This window comes from Salmonella sp. SAL04162 (genome assembly GCF_046551535.1).
GTDB classification, from domain to species: domain Bacteria; phylum Pseudomonadota; class Gammaproteobacteria; order Enterobacterales; family Enterobacteriaceae; genus Salmonella; species Salmonella enterica.
The window spans coordinates 16,270-30,331 of record NZ_JBGDVX010000009.1; the positions used below are offsets into that span (position 1 = coordinate 16,270).

Genomic DNA, 14,062 nt, shown 5'->3' on the forward strand with positions numbered 1-14,062 from the left:
GGTTTTTTTGCCGGATGGCGGCGTAAACACCTTATCCGGCCTACGGTTGCGCATGTGCTGTAGGCCGGATAAGCGAAGCGCCATCCGGCATAGTCACATTAACGACCCTTCCACACCGGATCGCGTTTTTCGGCAAATGCCTGCGGTCCTTCGAGCGCATCTTCTGAATGCAGTACCGACGGATAATGTTTCAGCACGCCGCTGCGGATGTAGCGGTAGCCTTCTTCTACCGGCATTTCGCTGGTCGCGCGATAAATCTCTTTCAGCGCCGCGATAGCCAGCGGGGCGCTATTGACCAGTTGTTGCGCCAGTTCGCGCGCGCTCTCCATCAGTTCGCTCTGGCTGACAACGCGGTTCACGACTCCCCAACGCAGCGCTTCTTCGGCGCTCATTCGTCTGCCGGTCATCACCATTTCGTTGACGATAGCCGGTGGCAGCAGCTTAGGCAGACGCAATACGCCGCCGCTGTCAGGCACGATGCCGAGCTTTGCTTCCGGCAGCGCGAAGCTGGCGTTTTCGGCGCAGACAATAAAGTCCGCCGCCAGCGCCAGCTCAAAACCGCCGCCAAACGCGTAGCCGTTCACCGCGGCGATAACCGGCTTATCGAGGTCAAATATTTCGGTTAAACCGGCAAAGCCGCCGGGACCAAAATCAGCATCCGGCGCTTCACCTTCCGCTGCCGCTTTTAAGTCCCAGCCAGCAGAAAAGAATTTCTCCCCGCCGCCGGTAATGATTGCTACGCGTAATTCCGGATCGTCACGGAAATTAAGAAAAGCTTCACCCATTGCAAAGCTGGTTTTGGCGTCAATGGCATTCGCTTTAGGTCGGTCAAGGGTAATTTCCAGGATCGGGCCGTTACGGGTCAGATGTAATGACTCACTCATAGTTCATCTCCAGATAAATAGTTTCCCGGCGGGAGGGATTCCTGCCGGAAGGTTTATTTCAGATTTTTTTTGATTATTTTTCCTGAACAGTTGCGTGGCAGGTCAGTTCTGATCTCCATAAAAGAGGGAACCTTGAATTTCGCCATATTGTTTTCGCAAAAGCTGAAAAACTCGGCTTCGCTTAATGTTTCACCTTCATTAAGGACGATAAACGCTTTAATGGCTTCATCACGGATCGCATCTTTAATACCGACCACCACAATGTCCTGAATTTTCGGATGTGCAGAAATAATATTTTCCAGCTCGACGCAGGAGACATTTTCTCCGCCACGTTTAATCATGTTGCAGCGTCTGTCGACAAAATAGAAATAGCCATCCTCATCCTGGTAACCCGAATCACCGGTATGTAACCAGCCCTCTGGTTCCAGCGCCCTGGCGGTTGCTTCCGGCTGCATGTAATACTCTTTGAAGATAGTCTTGCCGGGGATGCCTTTAATACAGATTTCGCCAATTTCTCCGGCGGGCAGCGGGCGATTTTGATCGTCGCGAATTTCAGCTTCATAGCTAAAACCCACGCGACCAATGGAAGGCCAGCGCCGTTTGTCTCCGGGACGGTCGCCAATAATTCCGACAATGGTTTCAGTCATACCATAAGAGGTCAGCAGCCTGACGCCAAAGCGTTCGGTAAAGGCGTCTTTTTCCTGCGCGGATAGATTGAGATAGAACATCACTTCACGCAGATGATGCTGCCTGTCCGTTGGTGCGGAGGGCTGAACCATCAGCGTGCGGATCATCATCGGGATGCACTCGGTCACCGTCGCCTGATATTTACGTACCTGATCCCAGAAGGCCCGGGCGCTGTACTTTTCCAGGAGCACAAAGGTACTGCCGGCGGAAAAGGCTGGCATTGCGGCGGTACACTGGCAGTCGATATGAAAAGCGGGCATCACCGTCATGTACACGTCATCATCGCGCAGGGCGATTTGCCAGGCAGAGTAGTAGCCTGCAAAACGCAGGTTATAGTGGGTAATCACCACCCCTTTTGGACGCGAGGTGGTACCGGAGGTAAACAGAATTTCCGCCGTATCGTCAGTGGATAACGCGGGCGTATAGCACAGCGTGGCCGACTGGCGTGCTTGTAGTTGGGTAAAGTGACTCACGCCATCGTCAGCCGGAAGCTGCTCGCCAATCAGACAGATATGATTAAGCGGAGTGCTCTTGTCCTGGCGTATTTCACGGTACATAGGATAAAACTGGACGCTGGTAACCAGCAGACTCACCTGGCTGTTTTGCAGGATCCAGGCGCTTTCTTCGCCCAGTAAGCGGGCATTAATCGGCACCATAATGGCGCCGATTTTTGCCAGTCCAAACCAGCAAAAGATGAATTCCGGACAGTTATCCAGATGCAGCGCGACCCTATCACCCTTGCGGATCCCTAAGGAGTAAAAAAGGTTCGCCGTGCGGTTAATCTCTTCATTGAGCGAAGCATAGCTAAACTGCCGAACGATTCCCTCACAGGATTCGAAAATTAACGCCGTTTTATCTCCGTACACCCCGGCCAGGTCGTCCCACATCTGACGTAAGTTTTGTCCGCCAACGATATCCATATTGCTTTATCCACTGAAATCAGGCGTGAGCGCTAACCGGAAAACCGATTAGCGCATCGCGTTTAATCCTCAACTTTGGCCAGGCCTTTGCCGACCAGTTCCTTAATATCTGCTTCGCTATAACCAATGTTTTTCAGAATGGCGGCGGTATCCATGCCGTGTGACGGCATGCCACGCCAGATTTTCCCCGGGTTGTTTTTAAATTTCGGCATGATGTTCGGCCCCTTACAGGTGCGACCGTCCATTGTTTGCCACTGAGTAATCGATTCGCGGGCAACGTACTGCGGATTACCTTCCAGTTCCGGAATGGTGAGCACCTTCGCACAGGCGATATTCAGCTCAGCAAAGCGCGCCTGAACGTCGGCGATAGTGTGTGTTGCCAGCCAGGCGTCCAGTTTCTCTTCGACGAGCGGGCCGTAAGGGCATTCCACGCGATGGATGAGCTGCGTGCCTTCCGGAACTTCCGGCGTACCGAGAATGTGGGCCAGGCCAATATCTTTAAAACACTCGTTGATTTGCGTGATGCCGACCAACTCCATGACGATGTAACCATCGGCGCATTTATACAGGCCGCAACCGGCGTAGTAGGGGTCTTTCCCTTTCGTCATACGTGGACAGATTTCGCCGCCGTTGAAGTAGTCCATCATGAAGTACTGACCCATGCGCAGCATCACTTCGTACATGGCGATATCGATGCTTTCACCTTTACCCGTTTCGCGTACTTTGTGCAGGGCTGCCAGCGCGGCTGTCGTCGCGGTCATCCCGGAGAAGTAATCGGCGGTATACGGGAAGGCTGGCATCGGCTGATCAACGTCGCCGTTTTGGATCAGATAACCACTGAATGCCTGCGCGATGGTGTTATACGCCGGAAGATTGGTGTACTCCTCGGTACCATACTGGCCGAAGCCGGAAAGGTGGGCAATGACCAGTTTCGGGTTATGTTCCCACAGCACTTCATCGGTAATACCGCGGCGGGCAAAGGCCGGACCTTTACTGGCTTCAATGAAAATATCGGTGGTTTCCATCAGCTTCAGAAACGCTTCCCGGCCTTCATCTTTGAAAATATTCAGCGACAGGGCGTGCAGGTTACGGCGTGAGAGCTGCGGATAGTTAGGCTGCACGCGGATGGTATCGGCCCATGCGACGTTTTCAATCCAGATAACCTCAGCGCCCCATTCGGCGAACATCTGTCCGGCGAACGGACCGGCGATTTCGATTCCTGAAAAAACAACGCGTACCCCAGCAAGCGGGCCAAAGGTTGGCATTGGTAAATGATTCATCATTTTTCTCCTGGCATTTTTTGCGGTATGTAGGCCGGATAAGCACAGCGCCATCCGGCATGATTGCCTGATGGCGACGCCCCGCGTCTTATCAGGCCTACAAGGGATCGATTAGCGGTATTGCTTGAGTACCGCACGACCCAACGTCAGGATCTGCATTTCGTCAGAACCACCAGAAACACGGTCAACGCGCAGGTCACGCCAGAAACGCGTGATGCGGTGGTTGCCCGCGATACCAACACCTCCCAGTACCTGCATGGCGGTGTCTACCACTTCAAACGCGGCGTTGGCGCAGAAGTATTTGCACATGGCCGCGTCGCCGGAGGTAATCGTGCCGTTATCTGCTTTCCACGCGGCTTCCAGCAGCATATTTTTCATGGAGTTCAGTTTGATCGCCATATGCGCAAACTTCTCCTGAATCAGCTGGAAACGACCAATAGCTTCACCAAACTGCACGCGCTGATTAGCGTAACGCGCCGCGTCTTCAAAAGCGCACATTGCGGTACCGTAGTTGGTCAGCGCGACGAGGAAGCGCTCATGGTCAAACTCTTCTTTCACGCGGTTGAAGCCGTTACCTTCCCGACCGAACATGTCTTTTTCGTCCAGTTCAACGTCATCAAAGGTGATTTCACAGCAGCTATCCATGCGCAGACCGAGTTTCTCCAGTTTGTTGACCTTGATACCCGCTTTGCTCATGTCCACAAACCACTCGGTGTAAACCGGTTTATCCGGCGATGCACCGTCTCTCGCCATGACCACGATGTACGGGGTATAGGCGCTACTGGTGATAAAGCACTTACTGCCATTGAGATAAACCTTACCATTTTTGCGTGTATAAGTGGTTTTCAGACTACCAACATCCGATCCCGCTCCCGGTTCGGTGATAGCAGAGTTCCACATCTGCTTACCGGTGCCCCGGAACGCCATGATTTTATCAATTTGCTCCTGAGTCCCTTCACGCAGGAAAGTGTTAAAACCTCCCGGCAATTGGTACAACACGTAAGTTGGCGCGCCAAGACGTCCCAGCTCCATCCAGACGGCGGCGACGGTAACAAAACCCGCTTCCAGACCGCCGTGTTCTTCCGGGATCAGCAGGCTATCAATACCCATATCCGCCAGCGCTTTTACAAAACGCTCAGGGTAGACGCTGTCACGATCGCACTCGGCAAAATAAGCTTCCCAGTTCTCACTGGCCATCAGTTCGCGAATACCGGCGACAAACAGCTCCTGTTCGTCATTTAAGTTGAAATCCATCTTTCAGCCTCTTGATCAATTGGGTTAATAAGAATTACTTGTCTTTCCAGTGCACTTTGGCGTCTTTAATAAAGGACAGCGTCACCATAATGTTGACGAAGAACAGCGGGCATCCTCCGGCGATAATCGCGGTCTGAATCGGCTTCAACCCACCCAGCGCCAGCAGAACGATACCGATGATGCCGACCAGCACCGACCAGCCGATACGCACTAACAGAGGCGGCTCTTCACCATCGCGAACTTCACGACAGGTCGACATCGCCAGGGTGTAAGAGCAGGCGTTAATCAGCGTGACGGTGGCAATAAAGCAGAGGATGAAGAAGCCCCACATGGTGGCGGTGCTGAGCGGCAAGGCGGCCCAGGTTTCGATAATGGCGCGCGCCACGCCGTGTTGTTCAATCAACTGCGGAATGTTGAGGATGTTTTTATCCATCAGCAGCAGCGTGTTGCTGCCCAGCACTGTCCACAGGATCCAGGTAGACGCGGTCAGACCCATCACCATCCCGAAGCACAGTTCACGTACGGTACGACCACGGGAAATACGGGCCAGGAAGATACTCATCTGGATGGCGTAAATAACCCACCACGCCCAGTAGAAAACAGTCCAGCCCTGTGGGAAGCCGCCTTTACCGATGGCGTCGGTATAGAACAGCATCCGTGGCAGGTGCATTAACAGCATCCCGACGGAGTCGGTGAAGTAGTTCATGATGAAGCTGGCGCCGCTGACGATAAACACCCAGCCGAGCATCAGGAAGCTCAGGTAGCTACGCACATCGCTGGCGATTCTGACCCCTTTTTGCAGGCCGCAGGCCACGCAAATCGCGTTCAGAATGATCCAGCAGGTAATGATGATGGCATCCAATTGCAGCGTATGCGGAATACCGAACAGCCATTGCATACACTCGGTGACCAGCGGGGTAGCCAGACCGAGGCTGGTGCCCATCGCGAAGATCAGCGCCACCAGGTAGAAGTTATCGACGATGGTACCGAACAACCCTTTCGCATGCTTTTCACCGACGAGCGGTACTAGCGTGGAGCTGGGGCGGATGACATCCATCTTGCGTACAAAGAAGAAGTAGGCGAAAGCCACGGAAAGGAAGCTATAGGTTGCCCACGGTAGCGGCCCCCAGTGGAACAGGCTGTACGCCAGACCTATCTCTTTCGCGCCGGTGGAATTGGGTTCCAGGCCGAACGGCGGGGTGGAGATATAGTAGTAGATCTCAATAGAGCCCCAGAACAGAACTGCAGCGGATGTACAGGAGGCGAACATCATGAAAATCCAGCTGGCGGTGCTAAACTCCGGTTTTTCGTCACCTAATCTCTTTTTGGCATAGGGGCCAAAAACCAGCCAGAACCAGCCGAAGAGCATGACGACCATATACCATTCAAATGCCCAACCCCAGACGTTGGTGACATAACTGAATACCGCATTAATAACGACGTTAGCGGCATCAAGATCTCTGACTGTTAGCCAGCAAAGTATCCCGACAATTATTAATGGCGGAAAAAAAACCTTCGGTTCAATTCCCGATTTTTTCTTTTCATTTTTCATAAGTGAATTCCAGTGTGAAAACGAAATTTATTTAGCGTGCCAGTCCATGAACGTTTGTTTATTTATTATTAATGATTTGTTGATAAGTTTTTAACCTCTGGGACGCCTCAATGAGTAACTCATGATGGGTATTCACTTCGGGTGATTCTGTTATCTTCGTCACACTTTTTTGCGTTGATTATTTTGTGTCTAAATTTTGATTTTTGCTTTATTTATCAATTAGTTGGTTGTGGTTTTTTAACTTTTTTAAGTATCTGACGTTCAATATTGTTGAGCCAGCAAACAATATTGAAAATTTTCATATTTGGCATATTTCTTTCAATATTGGTGAGGTGCGTAACACTATTGAAAGTTACGAATATCAATGTGTGACATTTTCAATATTGGTGATTAAGGTTTTATTTCCGAATTAAAGAGCGTGATATCTGTATTTAACACCGCCGATATAAATACGTTTCCTTCATGATTTCTGGAGATGCAATGAAGATAATTACTTGCTACAAATGCGTACCTGATGAGCAGGATATTGCGATTAATAATGCTGACGGAACACTCGATTTCAGCAAAGCGGATAGCAAAATCAGCCAATATGATCTGAATGCAATTGAAGCTGCTTGCCAGTTAAAACAGCAGTTGGGAGACGCTCAGGTTGTCGCCATGAGCGTTGGCGGCAAAGCGCTGACTAATGCAAAAGGGCGCAAAGATGTCCTCTCTCGTGGCCCTGATGAACTGATTGTGGTCATTGACGATCAATTTGAGCAGGCGCTGCCGCAACACACCGCTACCGCGCTGGCCGCTGCCGCGCAAAAATCAGGTTTCGATCTGCTTATCTGCGGCGACGGTTCTTCCGATCTTTATGCTCAGCAGGTTGGTTTGCTGGTGGGCGAAGCGTTGAACATTCCGGCGATTAACGGCGTGAGTAAGATCCTCTCTCTTACCGACAGCACATTGACGGTAGAACGCGAACTGGAAGATGAAGTTGAAACGCTGAGCATCCCGCTCCCGGCGGTGATCGCGGTTTCCACCGACATTAACACCCCACAAATCCCTTCGATGAAAGCCATTCTTGGCGCGGCGAAAAAACCGGTTCAGGTCTGGTCGCCTGCGGATATCGGGCTGAACAGCGTACCCGCGTATTCCGCACAACAGGTTGCCGCACCGAAGCAGCGCGAGCGTCAGCGTGTGGTGATTGAAGGTGACGGTGAAGAACAAATCGCCGCGTTTGTCGAGAATCTGCGCAAAATCATTTAATTATCAGGGGATGTTATGAACAAATTTTCCAGTGTCTGGGTATTCAGCGATACCCCTTCTCGTCTGCCCGAACTGATGAGTGGCGCGCAGGCTGTAGGTGAAAAAGTTAACGCGTTCGTACTGAACGAAGCGGATAGCGCGACAGCATGTCACTTAGGCGCGGATCATGTCTGGCTGCTCAGCGGCAAACCAGAAGACCGCATGATCGAAGACTACGCTGCTGCGATGGCTGAGACTATTCGTCAGCATAGCGAGGGCGGCGCGGTGCTGCTGCCGAATACGCGTCGGGGCAAGCTGTTGGCGGCAAAGCTGGGCTATCGCTTGTCGGCTGCGGTTTCCAACGACGCCAGCGACGTCGCCCTGCAGGATGGAAAAGCGGCGGTTAAACATATGGTCTACGGCGGTCTGGCGATAGGGGCAGAGACCATCGCTTCGCCGTTTGCCGTGATCACACTCAGCAGCGGAACGTTTGACGCACAACAACCGGATGCTTCCCGCAGCGGCGAGATGCACACCGTGCAGTGGCAGGCTCCAGCCACTGCCGTGACCCGCACCGCAACCCAGGCGCGTCAGAGCAACAGCGTTGACCTCGACAAAGCGCGTCTGGTGGTCAGCGTGGGACGCGGCATCGGCAGCAAAGAGAATATCTCGCTGGCCGAAGCGCTGTGCCAGACGATTGGCGCCGAGCTGGCCTGTTCTCGCCCGGTGGCGGAAAACGAGAAGTGGATGGAGCACGAGCGCTACGTCGGTATCTCCAACCTGATGCTCAAGCCTGAACTGTATCTGGCGGTGGGGATCTCCGGGCAGATCCAACACATGGTCGGCGCCAACGGCGCGCAGACGATTTTCGCCATCAACAAAGATAAAAACGCGCCAATCTTCCAGTATGCGGATTTTGGCATCGTTGGCGATGCGCTGAAGATCCTGCCTGCGCTGACGGCTGCCTTAGCGCGATAAACCATTTCGGGCAGGATGCGAAGGTATCCTGCCGCTGACAGGAGTACGTATGTCCGAAGATATCTTTGATGCCATCATCGTGGGTGCAGGTCTGGCCGGTTCGGTTGCGGCGCTGGTGCTTGCTCGCGAAGGTGCACAGGTGCTGGTTATCGAGCGCGGCAATTCTGCTGGCGCGAAGAATGTCACCGGTGGGCGCTTGTATGCACATAGCCTGGAACGCATCATTCCCGGCTTTGCGGATCAGGCCCCCATTGAACGCATGATCACCCACGAAAAACTCGCCTTTATGACCGACAAAGGGGCGATGACGATGGATTATTGCAACGGCGAGGACGCCGCATCGTCGCAAGTTTCTTATTCCGTTTTGCGCAGTAAATTTGACGCCTGGCTGATGGAGCAGGCCGAAGAGGCGGGGGCGCAACTGATCACCGGTATTCGCGTCGATAACGTCGTTCAGCGTGATGGCAACGTCGTGGGCGTGGAAGCCGATGGCGATATTCTGGAAGCCAAAGTCGTAATCCTCGCTGACGGGGTGAATTCTCTGCTGGCTGAAAAGCTGGGCATGGCCAAACGCGTTGAGGCATCGCATGTTGCTGTCGGCGTGAAGGAACTGATCGAACTGCCGAAGTCGGTCATTGAAGATCGTTTCCAGTTACAGGGCAACGAAGGTGCCGCCTGTCTGTTTGCCGGGGCGCCAACCGATGGTCTGATGGGCGGTGGCTTCCTGTATACGAATGAAACAACCCTTTCCCTGGGGCTGGTCTGTGGACTTCATCATCTGAAAGACGCGAAAAAATCGGTCCCGCAAATGCTGGAAGATTTCAAACAGCATCCGGCAGTTGCTCCGCTGATCGCCGGTGGCAAGCTGGTGGAATATGCCGCACACGTTGTACCCGAGGCGGGAATGAATATGCAGCCTGAACTGGTGGGCGATGGCGTACTGATTGCCGGAGACGCCGCCGGCATGTGTATGAACCTCGGCTTTACCATCCGGGGTATGGATCTCGCCATATCCGCAGGCGAAGCGGCGGCGAAGACGGTGCTTTCGGCGATGAAGCGCGACGATTTTAGCAAGCAGTCGTTGGGGGAATACCGTCAGCATCTGGACGAAGGTCCGATGCGCGATATGCGTATGTATCAGAAACTGCCGGCTTTTCTTGATAATCCCCGCATGTTTACCGCTTATCCCGAAATGGCGGTCAATATCGCGCGCGACCTGTTCACCGTGGATGGCTCCGCGCCGGTGCCGATGCGTAAAAAAATCCTGCGCCATGCGAAGAAAGTGGGCTTCATCAACCTGATGAAAGATGGCCTGAAAGGAGTGACCGTATTATGACATCTCCCGTTAATGTGGACGTCAAACTGGGCGTCAATAAGTTCAATGTGGATGAAGATAGCCCGCACATCATTCTCAAAACCGATCCTGATAAACAGGCGCTGGAGGTGCTGATTAAGGCCTGTCCGGCGGGACTGTATAAAAAGCAGGACGACGGTAGCGTTCGTTTTGATTACGCCGGGTGCCTGGAGTGCGGAACGTGCCGGATCCTCGGCCTTGATACGGCGCTGGAAAAATGGGAATACCCGCGCGGGACGTTTGGCGTGGAGTTCCGCTACGGCTAATAAGTACGAAGTTGTGCCCCCGTTGGCCGGATAAGATGCGGTAGCGTCGCCATCCGGCAATCATGTGGCGCCAATGCCGGATGGCGGCGGAAACGCCTTATCCGGCCTACAGATGACGCTTTGCCCGTGTTGAAACAGGACATCACCATGCCGCAGCCCAGGAACTTTGACGACCTTAAATTCTCCTCCATCCATCGCAGAATTATGCTGTGGGGAAGCGGCGGCCCGTTCCTTGATGGCTACGTGCTGGTGATCATTGGCGTGGCGCTGGAACAACTGACGCCGCTATTGCACCTTGATGCTGAATGGATTGGCGCGCTCGGCGCGGCTACGCTTGCCGGACTGTTTATCGGCACCTCGTTGTTTGGCTATATTTGCGATAAAGTCGGGCGGCGTAAAATGTTCCTGCTTGATATTATCGCTATCGGCGTTATCTCCGTGGCGACCATGTTTGTTTCCACGCCGCTTGAATTGCTGGTGATGCGCGTTTTAATTGGCATTGTTATCGGCGCGGATTACCCTATCGCCACTTCCATGATTACGGAGTTTTCCAACACCCGCCAGCGCGCGTTCTCCATCGGTTTTATCGCCGCGATGTGGTACGTCGGCGCGACCTGCGCCAACCTGGTGGGTTACTGGCTGTATGACATGGAAGGCGGCTGGCGCTGGATGCTTGGCAGCGCCTTTATCCCGTGCTTAATCATTTTGATTGGCCGCTTTGACCTGCCGGAATCGCCACGCTGGCTATTGCGAAAAGGACGGGTAAAAGAGTGCGAACAAATGATGATCAAACTGTTCGGCGAACCGGTCTGCTTTGACGATGAGCCGCCGCAGGAGACCCGCTTCCTGCAACTGTTTAATCGCCGTCATTTCCCGTTTGTACTGTTCGTTGCGGCTATCTGGACCTGTCAGGTAATCCCGATGTTCGCTATCTATACCTTTGGGCCGCAGATCGTCGGGTTACTCGGCTGGGAGCAGGGGCGCAACGCGGCGCTCGGCAATGTGGTGATTAGCCTCTTTTTTATGCTGGGCTGTATACCAGCGATGTTCTGGCTAAACAGTATTGGCCGTCGCCCTCTGCTTATTGGCAGCTTCGCCATGATGACTATCGCGCTGGCACTGCTGGGGCTGGTGTCAAATCTGGGCATCATACTGGTCGTGGTGGCGTTTGCGGTATACGCCTTCTTTTCCGGCGGGCCGGGCATACTGCAATGGCTTTATCCTAATGAACTCTTCCCGACGGATATTCGCGCTTCGGCCGTGGGGGTCATCATGTCATTAAGCCGCATCGGAACCATTGTCTCCACCTGGGCATTACCAATTTTTATTACTCGTTACGGCATTAATAACGTCATGCTGATTGGCGCGTTGATTTCGTTAGTCGGGCTTGGCGTATCGGTGATGTTTGCCCCGGAAACTCGCGGCTTGACGCTAACACAGACCGGAAACATGACTTTGCGCGGAACGCCATCGGATAACCCTCGTTAAGAGTGTTCTGCATTTCTCCTTGCTTTTCGCCAATAACGCTACAGTTAACAGTCACATGCTAAAACAACTGAAAAGCAGGGAGAACACCATGCAAAAACGTCTTATGACCGCACTGTTTACCGCAGCAACACTATTCACCGTCGCAGGATGCTCTTCTAACCAGGCGGTTGAAACCACGGATGGCAAAACTATTGTCACCGACGGGAAACCCGAGGTCGATAACGATACCGGTATGGTGTCTTACAAAAACGCCGCCACCGGGAAAACCGAACAGATTAACCGCGATCAGCTGAAAAATATGAGCGAGCTGGATAATTAATTCAATTTTTTCTGATTAGCCGCTCAATAATATTCTCTCTTTATGCGCATCCATTTATTCCCATGCGAATAAACGGATGCCTGAACAGGCAGGGACGCCGGAAAACGTCGAAATACGTTAGACCATTCGCCCGTGTTCCCGCTTTCCCCACCGCGCTGTCCGCTTACATGAGGTTACACTCATCGACATTTCTCTGAACAGCGGCTCAACATTTCCCGGAAAAAAACATATCGCAGGGCATTTATCCTTATGATTAGGTATAAATGACCAGGTATAAGGAACAGGAGTCTGTAATGAAACTGAAACTAATACCTTTTTATTTGCTCGCGCTATTTTCTGCCGTCTCCGGAGCTACGGAGATAAACGCCTGCAAAGACCTGATCGGAACATGGAAAACCACGGCAGATAACCCGCCTTATACCATGACAATATTGCCGCCAGTAGAAGGCTGCGGGGAAAAATGTGTGAAACTGAACGTACAGTATGAACTTGACGTGACTCACCGCAACGCGCTTTATTGCCATGAAGGACAAGAGGGGGTAAAAGGGCAGGGCCCCATGGTGATAGCATTTGAAGGGGCGTATGGTGGACACGCTATTGGAACCTATAACCGACAGCTGCAATTACTTTGGGCTGGCGTAATACCGAAAAATAAAAAGGGGAAATGGATAACGAAAATGGAAAATTACTGGTTCAGGCAGGTAAAAGCGCACTAAATATTACCTTAAAACAGCCCGCAAAACCGTCTTATTCACGAAGGGCTTACTGCCTGCGCGCGCCCATTCCAACGGCTTGCCTGCCCCGGATGAACTGTTGATAAAAAAGAGGGCCAGCATCTGTTTCCAGACGGCCCTGAGTGGATTGTGACGGAACATGGCACCTTGCTGGCGCTCTCTTATTATTTCATGCCTGTGCCCTCGTTATGGCGCAATCAGAGCTTTATTTCGTCGCATCGTTATAAACTTCGGCAACGGCTTCAAAATTCGGACCATGCTCACGTGCAGCGATAATATGGTAATATTTTCCGCCTTTCGCATCGGCTAATGCTGACAGTTTTTCGCGTAGATCAGAGGGTGAGGAAATCTGCCCGCCACTCTGGGACACATTTATGGTGCCGACCTTAACCAGTTTGAAGTGGCTGATTTCTTGCTTAGAGACCTGCTCTGCCGCAAGCGTGCTGAATGAAGCAACCGTTGCCAGTAATGCGGCGGCAATAATGCGTTTTTTCATGGTTCTGTTCCTGTTGCATTGATGATAAGGTTTGCGCAATATCAGTAATCCGTAACGAAATTATTTATCCCCTTCATACTTCAGGTTGCTTACGGGTTGGCTACGGATTACTCGGCCCACCTATGGGCCTCGCCCTGACGGGCCGTCGCACGCGACGTTCAAATCTGCTCCCGGCAGATTTGCCGCTCACCCCAGTCACATAATTATCTATGCTCCAGGGGACTCACTCCCTTGCCGCCTTTAAGCAACTCGAATTATTTTGGGTATATAACCTCGGTTGATTATCTGAAAATAGACTTATTTGGTGTGACCGTCTTATATCTTGTTATAGTCACCTCTTTATGTTGTTGTCAATGTAAAATAATGCACTGTCAGTTAAAAAGAAACTTAACTCCCTGTAAATAATAGTTTTTATATTATTTCTTGTAATGACGGAATTTTTATTGAATCACGCGGCAATACGCTAGTTTTATTCATAAGCAACATAACAGAATTGAGTTATGTTTTAATTTCCCAGAGTGATATTACCGGTTGTATGTCTATGGTTGCGCGGCCTGTTACTGATAGTGTTTCTTTCGGGGAGATTTTCTTGTAGCGGCATAGGGTAATCACCGTAGCTG

13 protein-coding genes are annotated in these 14,062 nt (G+C 52.1%); 7 read left to right on the forward strand and 6 right to left on the reverse strand.

The window, feature by feature from the left end:
• Positions 1-98: 98 nt before the first annotated feature.
• From caiD to caiT, 5 genes are all read right to left on the reverse strand, one after another.
• The gene (caiD, locus tag ACLJRH_RS17560; RefSeq protein WP_000004385.1) at positions 99-884 is read right to left on the reverse strand and encodes a crotonobetainyl-CoA hydratase; all 786 of its coding nucleotides are present in this window, start codon (positions 882-884) and stop codon (positions 99-101) included.
• A 53-nt stretch (positions 885-937) separates the two neighbouring features.
• Positions 938-2,491: a crotonobetaine/carnitine-CoA ligase gene (gene caiC, locus ACLJRH_RS17565; RefSeq protein ID WP_023137176.1), complete on the reverse strand. Its 1,554-nt coding sequence runs from the start codon at positions 2,489-2,491 to the stop codon at positions 938-940.
• 62 nt (positions 2,492-2,553) lie between these two features.
• Positions 2,554-3,771 carry an L-carnitine CoA-transferase gene (caiB, locus tag ACLJRH_RS17570; protein WP_001016212.1) on the reverse strand — a complete coding sequence of 406 codons (1,218 nt, stop codon included), beginning with the start codon at positions 3,769-3,771 and terminating at the stop codon, positions 2,554-2,556.
• A 111-nt stretch (positions 3,772-3,882) separates the two neighbouring features.
• Positions 3,883-5,025: a crotonobetainyl-CoA dehydrogenase gene (gene caiA, locus ACLJRH_RS17575; RefSeq protein ID WP_000347134.1), complete on the reverse strand. Its 1,143-nt coding sequence runs from the start codon at positions 5,023-5,025 to the stop codon at positions 3,883-3,885.
• Between the two features lie 34 nt (positions 5,026-5,059).
• On the reverse strand, positions 5,060-6,577 hold the full coding sequence (caiT, locus tag ACLJRH_RS17580) for an L-carnitine/gamma-butyrobetaine antiporter (RefSeq protein WP_000787073.1): 1,518 nt from the start codon (positions 6,575-6,577) through the stop codon (positions 5,060-5,062).
• A 480-nt stretch (positions 6,578-7,057) separates the two neighbouring features.
• Between caiT and ACLJRH_RS17585 the strand changes: the two genes are divergently transcribed.
• The 7 genes from ACLJRH_RS17585 to ACLJRH_RS17615 all read left to right on the forward strand — a co-directional run bounded on the left by ACLJRH_RS17585 (position 7,058) and on the right by ACLJRH_RS17615 (position 12,928).
• Positions 7,058-7,828, forward strand: coding sequence for an electron transfer flavoprotein FixA (locus ACLJRH_RS17585; RefSeq protein WP_000692185.1), 771 nt, complete (start codon positions 7,058-7,060; stop codon positions 7,826-7,828).
• A gap of 15 nt (positions 7,829-7,843) precedes the next feature.
• The gene (locus ACLJRH_RS17590; RefSeq protein WP_001032188.1) at positions 7,844-8,785 is read left to right on the forward strand and encodes an electron transfer flavoprotein subunit alpha/FixB family protein; all 942 of its coding nucleotides are present in this window, start codon (positions 7,844-7,846) and stop codon (positions 8,783-8,785) included.
• Positions 8,786-8,834: 49 nt separating this feature from the next.
• Entirely contained in the window at positions 8,835-10,121 is a 1,287-nt protein-coding gene (locus ACLJRH_RS17595; protein ID WP_001287763.1) for an FAD-dependent oxidoreductase, read from the forward strand.
• The gene (gene fixX, locus ACLJRH_RS17600; protein WP_000203736.1) at positions 10,118-10,405 is read left to right on the forward strand and encodes a ferredoxin-like protein FixX; all 288 of its coding nucleotides are present in this window, start codon (positions 10,118-10,120) and stop codon (positions 10,403-10,405) included. The genes ACLJRH_RS17595 and fixX overlap by 4 nt, the downstream gene beginning before the upstream one ends.
• 147 nt (positions 10,406-10,552) lie before the next feature.
• A complete protein-coding gene (locus ACLJRH_RS17605) occupies positions 10,553-11,893 on the forward strand; it encodes an MFS transporter (protein ID WP_001136169.1) in 1,341 nt (446 codons plus the stop codon).
• An 88-nt stretch (positions 11,894-11,981) separates the two neighbouring features.
• Positions 11,982-12,212 carry a YgdI/YgdR family lipoprotein gene (locus tag ACLJRH_RS17610; RefSeq protein ID WP_001172089.1) on the forward strand — a complete coding sequence of 77 codons (231 nt, stop codon included), beginning with the start codon at positions 11,982-11,984 and terminating at the stop codon, positions 12,210-12,212.
• 299 nt (positions 12,213-12,511) lie between these two features.
• Positions 12,512-12,928: a hypothetical protein gene (locus ACLJRH_RS17615; RefSeq protein WP_162493624.1), complete on the forward strand. Its 417-nt coding sequence runs from the start codon at positions 12,512-12,514 to the stop codon at positions 12,926-12,928.
• A 223-nt stretch (positions 12,929-13,151) separates the two neighbouring features.
• Here ACLJRH_RS17615 and srfN read toward each other — a convergent pair whose 3' ends face one another.
• Positions 13,152-13,442: a DUF1471 family virulence protein SrfN gene (gene srfN, locus ACLJRH_RS17620; protein WP_000745957.1), complete on the reverse strand. Its 291-nt coding sequence runs from the start codon at positions 13,440-13,442 to the stop codon at positions 13,152-13,154.
• Positions 13,443-14,062 lie beyond the last annotated feature (620 nt).

Bases quoted from the DNA above. Each gene is read 5' to 3' on its own strand.
- ACLJRH_RS17590 (WP_001032188.1), top strand. From the start codon at position 7,844: ATGAACAAATTTTCCAGTGTCTGGGTATTCAGCGATACCCCTTCTCGT.
- ACLJRH_RS17595 (WP_001287763.1), top strand. From the start codon at position 8,835: ATGTCCGAAGATATCTTTGATGCCATCATCGTGGGTGCAGGTCTGGCC.
- ACLJRH_RS17605 (WP_001136169.1), top strand. From the start codon at position 10,553: ATGCCGCAGCCCAGGAACTTTGACGACCTTAAATTCTCCTCCATCCAT.
- caiB (WP_001016212.1), bottom strand. From the start codon at position 3,771: ATGAATCATTTACCAATGCCAACCTTTGGCCCGCTTGCTGGGGTACGC.
- caiC (WP_023137176.1), bottom strand. From the start codon at position 2,491: ATGGATATCGTTGGCGGACAAAACTTACGTCAGATGTGGGACGACCTG.
- caiT (WP_000787073.1), bottom strand. From the start codon at position 6,577: ATGAAAAATGAAAAGAAAAAATCGGGAATTGAACCGAAGGTTTTTTTT.
- ACLJRH_RS17585 (WP_000692185.1), top strand. From the start codon at position 7,058: ATGAAGATAATTACTTGCTACAAATGCGTACCTGATGAGCAGGATATT.
- srfN (WP_000745957.1), bottom strand. From the start codon at position 13,442: ATGAAAAAACGCATTATTGCCGCCGCATTACTGGCAACGGTTGCTTCA.
- caiA (WP_000347134.1), bottom strand. From the start codon at position 5,025: ATGGATTTCAACTTAAATGACGAACAGGAGCTGTTTGTCGCCGGTATT.
- fixX (WP_000203736.1), top strand. From the start codon at position 10,118: ATGACATCTCCCGTTAATGTGGACGTCAAACTGGGCGTCAATAAGTTC.
- caiD (WP_000004385.1), bottom strand. From the start codon at position 884: ATGAGTGAGTCATTACATCTGACCCGTAACGGCCCGATCCTGGAAATT.
- ACLJRH_RS17610 (WP_001172089.1), top strand. From the start codon at position 11,982: ATGCAAAAACGTCTTATGACCGCACTGTTTACCGCAGCAACACTATTC.